This window comes from uncultured Senegalimassilia sp. (genome assembly GCF_934630535.1).
GTDB lineage: Bacteria > Actinomycetota > Coriobacteriia > Coriobacteriales > Eggerthellaceae > Senegalimassilia.
This window is the reverse complement of record NZ_CAKTVU010000038.1, coordinates 1-6849: the sequence shown is the minus strand read 5'-3', so window position 1 is coordinate 6849 and position 6849 is coordinate 1. Positions and strand designations below refer to the sequence as shown.

6 protein-coding genes and 2 tRNA genes are annotated in these 6849 nt (G+C 62.2%); 7 read left to right on the top strand and 1 reads right to left on the bottom strand.

Annotated features, from left to right (window positions below; translation table 11 throughout):
• Positions 1-246: 246 nt before the first annotated feature.
• Positions 247-323 (bottom strand) — tRNA-Met (locus tag Q0D52_RS10045).
• Between the two features lie 615 nt (positions 324-938).
• Here Q0D52_RS10045 and yedE point away from each other — a divergent pair.
• The 7 genes from yedE (at position 939) to Q0D52_RS10010 (ending at position 6731) form a co-directional block, all read left to right on the top strand.
• On the top strand, positions 939-2039 hold the full coding sequence (yedE, locus tag Q0D52_RS10040) for a YedE family putative selenium transporter (RefSeq protein WP_294382668.1): 1101 nt from the start codon (positions 939-941) through the stop codon (positions 2037-2039).
• A 51-nt stretch (positions 2040-2090) separates the two neighbouring features.
• Positions 2091-2297, top strand: coding sequence for a sulfurtransferase TusA family protein (locus tag Q0D52_RS10035; RefSeq protein ID WP_042432096.1), 207 nt, complete (start codon positions 2091-2093; stop codon positions 2295-2297).
• 3 nt (positions 2298-2300) lie between these two features.
• The gene (locus Q0D52_RS10030) at positions 2301-2540 is read left to right on the top strand and encodes a DUF3343 domain-containing protein (protein ID WP_294382665.1); all 240 of its coding nucleotides are present in this window, start codon (positions 2301-2303) and stop codon (positions 2538-2540) included.
• Positions 2541-2789: 249 nt separating this feature from the next.
• Complete coding sequence (locus tag Q0D52_RS10025; protein WP_118349336.1) at positions 2790-3701, top strand: acetamidase/formamidase family protein; 912 nt, start codon at positions 2790-2792, stop codon at positions 3699-3701.
• A gap of 436 nt (positions 3702-4137) precedes the next feature.
• Positions 4138-5538: an APC family permease gene (locus tag Q0D52_RS10020; protein ID WP_294382662.1), complete on the top strand. Its 1401-nt coding sequence runs from the start codon at positions 4138-4140 to the stop codon at positions 5536-5538.
• Positions 5539-5866: 328 nt separating this feature from the next.
• A complete protein-coding gene (locus tag Q0D52_RS10015) occupies positions 5867-6355 on the top strand; it encodes a universal stress protein (RefSeq protein ID WP_294382658.1) in 489 nt (162 codons plus the stop codon).
• Positions 6356-6655: 300 nt separating this feature from the next.
• Positions 6656-6731 (top strand) — tRNA-Thr (locus tag Q0D52_RS10010).
• Positions 6732-6849 lie beyond the last annotated feature (118 nt).

The window sequence follows — 6849 nt, the reverse complement described above, 5'->3', positions numbered from 1 at the left end:
GCAGTGCTTCGCAGTGCTTCGCAGTGCTTCGCAGTGCTTCGCAGTGCTTCGCAGTGCTTCGCAGTGCTTCGCAGTGCGTTGGCGAGCGCCTCTCAGATGGCCTCGAGCGGGGCCTCGGAGACCTCCTGGTGGCGCATGCCGGCCTTGCCGATGACGACCTCGCTGCGGCTGTTTCTGATTACCGACCTAGAAGGAGAAATGAAAACCACGCAGCAAAAAAGCCGCCCGATGGGCGGCTTGAACATTTGGTCGCGGGGGCAGGATTTGAACCTACGGCCTCCGGGTTATGAGCCCGGCGAGCTACCAGACTGCTCCACCCCGCAATATGTGACCCGCTTTTCTCAGAACCGAATGTTTTGGAAAAGCTGCGAGAAAGAACTATACGCGCCTTTCCGCCGTGATGCAAGCAAATGATTATCCATCACAGAACCATCACAAATGGATGGTGCTTCAGGACGATGCTGTGGTAGCACTATGAGGGCTCCGTAGGTGACGCAACGGCAATGCGATCGATTCCTGCTTGCGATGCTACAGCGAAGATGCGGGAGGCCTTATCAGGCAATCCTGCGACCTCCTCTATAGGCAAATCCGCGGCAAACCCTATAGGCAAAGTTTTCGCAGACGCCCCGTCTACCGCTCGGGGAAGATTAGCGCCCGCTGACTTTGACAGGAAAGCAACCTCTTTTTACAATACGGCATTGCTTGCGCGAATTCTGCTAGCGCAATCATTCTGTCACGGGCTTTCTGCCCGCATCCGACGCATTCTGCTGGGCGTCGATTTCGCCGCGCTTTGACGCGGCTTGCATTGTTTTCCGTTTCGAATGGCGTTTTGGGCGTTCTGCCTTGTCGTCCCCGCAGGCTCGTGGGCCCGCGCGTGCGCATGCGCGACGGAGGATCGAATGCGAACGATTCATCTTTATATATAGAAAGGGACTTCCTTGGATTTCCTCAACAGCAAAAAGGGCTTGGCCCTGGTCGGCGTGCTGGTCGGCCTTGGAATGGCGCTTCTGGCCTTCTCCGGTAACCCCGCCAACATGGCCATGTGCGCCGCGTGCTTCATCCGCGATATGGCGGGCTCCATGAAGCTGCAGACCACCGAGACGGTGCAGTACTTCCGTCCCGAAATCGTCGGCTTGGTCGTCGGCTCGTTCCTGATCGCCCTGGCCACGCGCGAGTATCGCTCCACGGCGGGCTCTTCCCCCATGACCCGATTCGTCCTGGGCTTCATCATGATGATCGGCGCCCTTATCTTCCTGGGTTGCCCGCTTCGCATGGTGCTGCGCATGGCAGCCGGCGACCTGAACGCCTGGGTCGGCCTCATCGGCTTCGTTCTGGGCGTCGCCACGGGCACGTTCTTCCTGAAGAAGGGCTACTCCCTGGGTCGCGAGCATGACACGAACAAGACGGCCGGCGCCGTCCTGCCCGTGCTGCTGATCATCGGCCTGTGCATCAGCGTGTTCGCCGGCGTGTTCGCCGTCAGCCAGGCAGGCCCGGGCTCCAAGCATGCTCCGGTGCTTATCGCCCTGGTGACCGCTCTGGTGATCGGCGCCCTGGCGCAGAAGGTCCGCATCTGCTTCGCCGGCTCCGTCCGCAACATCTTCCTCATGCGCGACTTCGACCTGATGCTGCCCATCGTCGGCCTGTTCGTGGTCATGGTGGTGTTCAACCTGGCCACGGGCGGCTTCAAGCTCAGCTTCGACGGTCAGCCCATCGCCCATTCCCAGCATCTGTGGAACATCCTCGGCCTGTACGCCGTGGGCTTCGGCGCCACGCTGGCCGGCGGCTGCCCGCTGCGTCAGATGACGCTGGCCGGCCAGGGCTCCTGCGACGCCGCCGTCACCTTCGTCGGCATGCTCATCGGCGCCGCCTTCGCCCACAACTTCGGCCTGGCGGGCGCTGCCGCCTCCGCCGCAACCGCCGAGAAGGCGGCCGTCCTGGGCGGCCCGAGCGTTGCGGGCCAAATCGTGCTCGTGTGCTGCATCGTGGTGCTGTTCGTCATCGCCATCGTGAACGTGCGCAAGCAGAAGAACGCCGCGTAGCGTATAAGCTGTAATCCTGTTTCCCCAGTTCATTTAGCGAAAGGACTTCAAATGATCGAAGTTGATGCCCGTGGGCTTTCCTGCCCCGAACCGGTCATCCTGACCATGAACGCCATGAAGAAGGGCGGCTCCGAGCCCATCAAGGTGACGGTGAGCAACACCGTGGCCCGCGACAACATCTGCTCGCTGGCGAAGAAGCGCAAGCGCACGGCCACGGCGCAGCGCGTCGGCGACGATTTCGTGATCGAGATCGCCTAACCCATGGCACGGCAGAAGGTGAAGACTGCGGTGGCGTCGTTCCATACCACCACTGACGCGCTCGCCTTCAAGCAGGCGGCCGTAGGCGGGGGCCTTCGCGGCCGCCTTGCGCCCATCCCGCGGCAGCTTTCCGCGGGTTGCGGCATGGCATGGCTCGAGCCCGAGGCTGCGGCGGAGCTGCTGGATTCGCTGGCGCAGCGCAGCGGCATCGAGCTCGAGCAGGCCGTCGTGCTCGAGCTGTGAGCCTCATGTGCCTATATAACGTGCTCAACGCGTCGAAAGGGCGTGCTTCCGCATACGGAGGCGCGCCCCCTTTTGCGTTCGCGGCCTTTGCGCCGGATACCGGCTCGCCTTGCGAGGACATCGCCTTCGCATCGGGCGCCGTGCCAGCCTCGCCAGGCTGCCGTCCGCCATGGCGCGCCTGCGGTCGTTGGCGTACAATCGCTCGAAACGGCGGCAAGCCGCGTTCGCTACCATGAAGAAGGGGGCATCATGCAGATTATCACCGATCAGGTTTACGAATTCTCCAAGGACAACAAGCCTTGTGCCACGGCAAAGCCCGGCGAGGTGCTGCAGTTCAACACGCAGGACTGCTTCAGCAACCGCATTCCCGACGAGAACACCACCATGGCCGACCTGGATTACACCTACGGTTTCGCCAATCCGGCGGCAGGCCCCGTTTACATCGAGGGCGCCGAGCCCGGCGACGTGCTGGTGGTCGACATCTACGAGGTGAAGGTTGCCGACGAGGGCACCATCGCCACCGACGACCACTGCGGCCCGCTGTTCGAGACCACCGGCTACCGCACCAAGAAGATCCCCATCAAGGACGGTATGGCCACGTTCAACCAGGTCAGTTTCCCGATCAACCCCATGATCGGCGTCATCGGCACCGCGCCGTCCGGCCCCGACGTCATCGACGGCTTCGTGGGCAGCCACGGCGGCAACATGGACAACAAGAAGATTACCAAGGGCACGCGCCTGTACTTCCCCGTGCGCGTTCCCGGCGCGCTTCTGCAGATGGGCGATGTGCACGCCACCATGGGAGACGCCGAGTTGTGCGGCACCGGCATCGAGATTCCCGCTGAAATCACCGTTCGCGTGCAGCTGGTGAAGGATTTCGAGCTGAACTGGCCCGTGCTCGAAACCTTCGGCCCCGACGGCAAGTGGTACGTGAACTGCAGCGGCACCCACTACGAGCAGGCGCTTATGAACGGCTCGAAGGAGCTGCAGCGTCTGCTGATGCGCGTCACCGGTTGGGATGCCGTGGAAACCTACATGTACATGTCCGTGCAAAGCGACGTCGAGGTGAGCCAGGGCTGCGAGCCGTGCGAGGTCGATGTGTCGCTGCGCATCGGGACGCCGAAGCTGTCCGAGTTCCCCGTTCTGATTCCGCAGCCGTAGGCGCTGGCCGGTCGGCTCGCGGACGCGGCGATCGTTTACGGCGGTAAGGTGCTTCCGGTCAAACGGCAAGACATGGCCGGATCGCAGTGCGCAATGCGCAAAATCCCACGCGTTCGCGCAACCGTTTATCGCTGGAAATCTACCGTTCGCCTCAGCGAGCGAGTGTGAAAATGGACGGCAATCCCGCTGCCATAGACTTCGACATCTGATGAAAAATGCCCGGTTTCCCCAGGAAATCGGGCATTTTTCGTGCCTTGCGCGTGTGCAAAGACGCCTTTCGGCATCAAAAAGACGCATGGCAGCGCTAGGATTTGCCATATTCGCCCTACTGGTGCGCTTTAACGTGCTAAAGTACGGACTATTGCGTAGAGCCGGGAATCGCGCTCCTGGCCCTGCGCAATGCTTGTTTTCCCCGCAAGAAAGAGAGGAAAGGGAAATGGCAGAGCAAAAAGCTCCGGCGAAGGGTAACGCCGGGGACAACATCGAGCAGTTCGGCTACAAGCAAGAGCTGCGCCGCGGGATGGGCCTTTGGGACGTGGTGATGTACGGCGTCCTGTTCATGGTCATCATCGCCCCGCAATCCATCTTCGGCTCCATCCAGCTGAACAGCCACGGCATGACGCCGTTGGTCTACATCATCGGCTTCGTGGCCATCATGTTCACCGCCATGAGCTACATGCGCATGTCCGGTCGCTTCCCAATCGCCGGTTCCGTGTACTCCTACGTGCAGCGCGGCATCAACCCGCACGTCGGCTTCATCGCCGGTTGGCTGATCCTGCTGGACTACATCCTGGTCCCGTCCCTGCTCATCGTCATGGTCATGAACTGGGGCACCGCGTTGATCCCCAACAGCCCGGCATGGCTGTGGGCCGTGGTCTTCATCGCCTTCAACACGTTCGTGAACATCCGCGGCATCCAGATGAGCCGCGGCGTTGACTGGGTCATCTTCGTCATCGAGGTTCTGGCCGTCATCGCGTTCATCGCGCTCGGCTGCAACTTCATCATGGGCGGCGGCGGCGCCGGCGCCTTCGTGCTCGACCCGATCTACCAGGAAGGCCAGGTCGACGCCCACTTCATCGCCGCCGGCATCTCGCTGGCCGCGCTTTCCTTCCTGGGCTTCGACGGCATGTCCACGCTGGCCGAGGAAACCCACGAGCCCGAGAAGAACATCGGCCGCGGCATCCTGATCGCCCTGTGCGCCATCATCGTCGTGTTCGTCGCCCAGACCTACATCGCCGCCATCGTGCAGCCTGACTGGGCCAACACCGACCCCGACATGGGCTTCTTCGATTCCGTCATGCTGGTGGGCGGCCCGGTCTTCTACAAGATCATGCTGGTCATCAACATCATCGCCATCGGCATCGCCAACATCATGAACGCCCAGATGGCCTCCTCGCGCCTGCTGTTCTCCATGGGCCGCGACGGCGTTATCCCGAAGGCCTTCGGCAAGGTTCATCCGAAGTACCAGACCCCCTGGTTCTCCGCCGTGTTCCTGGGTGTGGTCACCCTGTGCCTGTCCATCCCCATGGGCGACAAGATGACCCAGCTTGCCGGCCTGGTGAACTTCGGCGCTCTGGCCTCGTTCATCCTGCTGAACTTCGCTGTGTTCCTGTTCTTCTTCATCCGCGAGAAGAAGCGCAACACCTTCGGCGACATCGTGAAGTACCTGATCTGCCCCTGGATCGGCATCGGCATCTTGGTATACGTGTTCACCGGCTTCGAGACGATGACCTACATCGTCGGCATCGTGTGGCTGATCATCGGCCTGATCGTCGGCGCCGTGAAGTCCAAGGGCTTCAAGGAGGTCCCCGAGGCGTTCAAGCACCTCGAGGTGTAGCCGACATTTCGCTTGCGCGTGGGGCGGTTCGCCCGCCGCGTTCGCAAAACGTTACAACATGGCAACGCCGCTTGCGCGAGCGGTGTTTGCGGAAGCCCTGCGGCCATTGCCGCGGGGCTTCTTGCTATACTGGGGATATAACCTGGTAGGGAAGGGGATGCGGCGTTTATGCCAAGCCGCTCCTGCGGCCTGCGAGCGCATGCGTGACATGCGGGATGCGTGGTCGGGGCATTGCCTGGCGCACGGTGACGGTCGGCGCTTATTGCCCGCCGCTACGCGCGCGTGGTATCGCCCGAACAGGTTCAATCGGTTAAAGAAGGGGGTTGCAATGCTCTACGATGCCGTTATGGTCCCGTTCGATGGGTCCGATTCCGCTTGCGCGGCGCTTGACGAGGCCGTGCGCTTCGCGAAGGAGGACGCCGGGCTTGCGCTGCACGTCGTCCAGATCGTCGACCTGGAGCGAACCGCCGTGGCAAAGCTCGAGGCTCGCGGCGTGGATTTGACCGAAAGCGTCGTCCCCATGGGCATGCAAGAAGCCATGGAGGAGGCAACGGAGGAAGCTTCCGAGCGCCTGCATGCGCAGGTCGACGGGGTGATTCGCCCGCTCATGAACGAGAAGCGCGTCTGCCTGCTGCCCGAGGTGCATCCGGGCGACCAGATCGTGAAGTACGCGCAGGAGAACGGCTGCGGGCTCATCATCATGGGCAGCCGCGGGCTGGGCGCTCTGCGCGGCATGCTGGGCAGCGTGAGCAGCTATGTGCTGCGCGAGGCCCAGGTCCCCGTGCTGGTGGTGAAGGCTCCCGAGGACGAGGAGTAGCCGGCGAAGACGTGCGCCCGTGCGGTTCCCGGGCGTGGTTGCCGCAGTGGTAGGGCGCGCTGGGACGGTTCTCGGGTGCGATGACGGCGGCGATAGGGCTCGCCTTGCGCGGTTCTCGGGAGTGATGACCGCAGCGGTTGAGCGCGTTCCTGTGCGACTCTCGAGGGCTGCAACGCTAGGGCGCAAGCCTGTGGAGAAACCGCGAATGCCCGCTCGTTCGCTCGAAAAGTTGCATTTGCCCCTTGCGAAACGGCAGGCTCTTCGGTATAGTTCATATTCGCGCTTCGCAAGAAGCCGTGTGCCAACGTGGCTCAGCTGGTAGAGCAGCGCTCTCGTAAAGCGCAGGTCACCGGTTCGAATCCGGTCGTTGGCTCCACGAATGTACGCGGGCCGGGCAGCAATGTCCGGCCCGCTTTCTTAATATGAGCAGGACATTGTCAATAGACAATATTGGGCCTGGCCTCGATTCTTTCGAACCGGGGTCAGGCCCTTTC

What these genes read in the sequence shown, in the direction of transcription:
- Q0D52_RS10030 (WP_294382665.1), top strand. Translation starts at nt 2,301, where the DNA reads ATGGCACGGCAGAAGGTGAAGACTGCGGTGGCGTCGTTCCATACCACC.
- Q0D52_RS10015 (WP_294382658.1), top strand. Translation starts at nt 5,867, where the DNA reads ATGCTCTACGATGCCGTTATGGTCCCGTTCGATGGGTCCGATTCCGCT.
- Q0D52_RS10020 (WP_294382662.1), top strand. Translation starts at nt 4,138, where the DNA reads ATGGCAGAGCAAAAAGCTCCGGCGAAGGGTAACGCCGGGGACAACATC.
- Q0D52_RS10025 (WP_118349336.1), top strand. Translation starts at nt 2,790, where the DNA reads ATGCAGATTATCACCGATCAGGTTTACGAATTCTCCAAGGACAACAAG.
- Q0D52_RS10035 (WP_042432096.1), top strand. Translation starts at nt 2,091, where the DNA reads ATGATCGAAGTTGATGCCCGTGGGCTTTCCTGCCCCGAACCGGTCATC.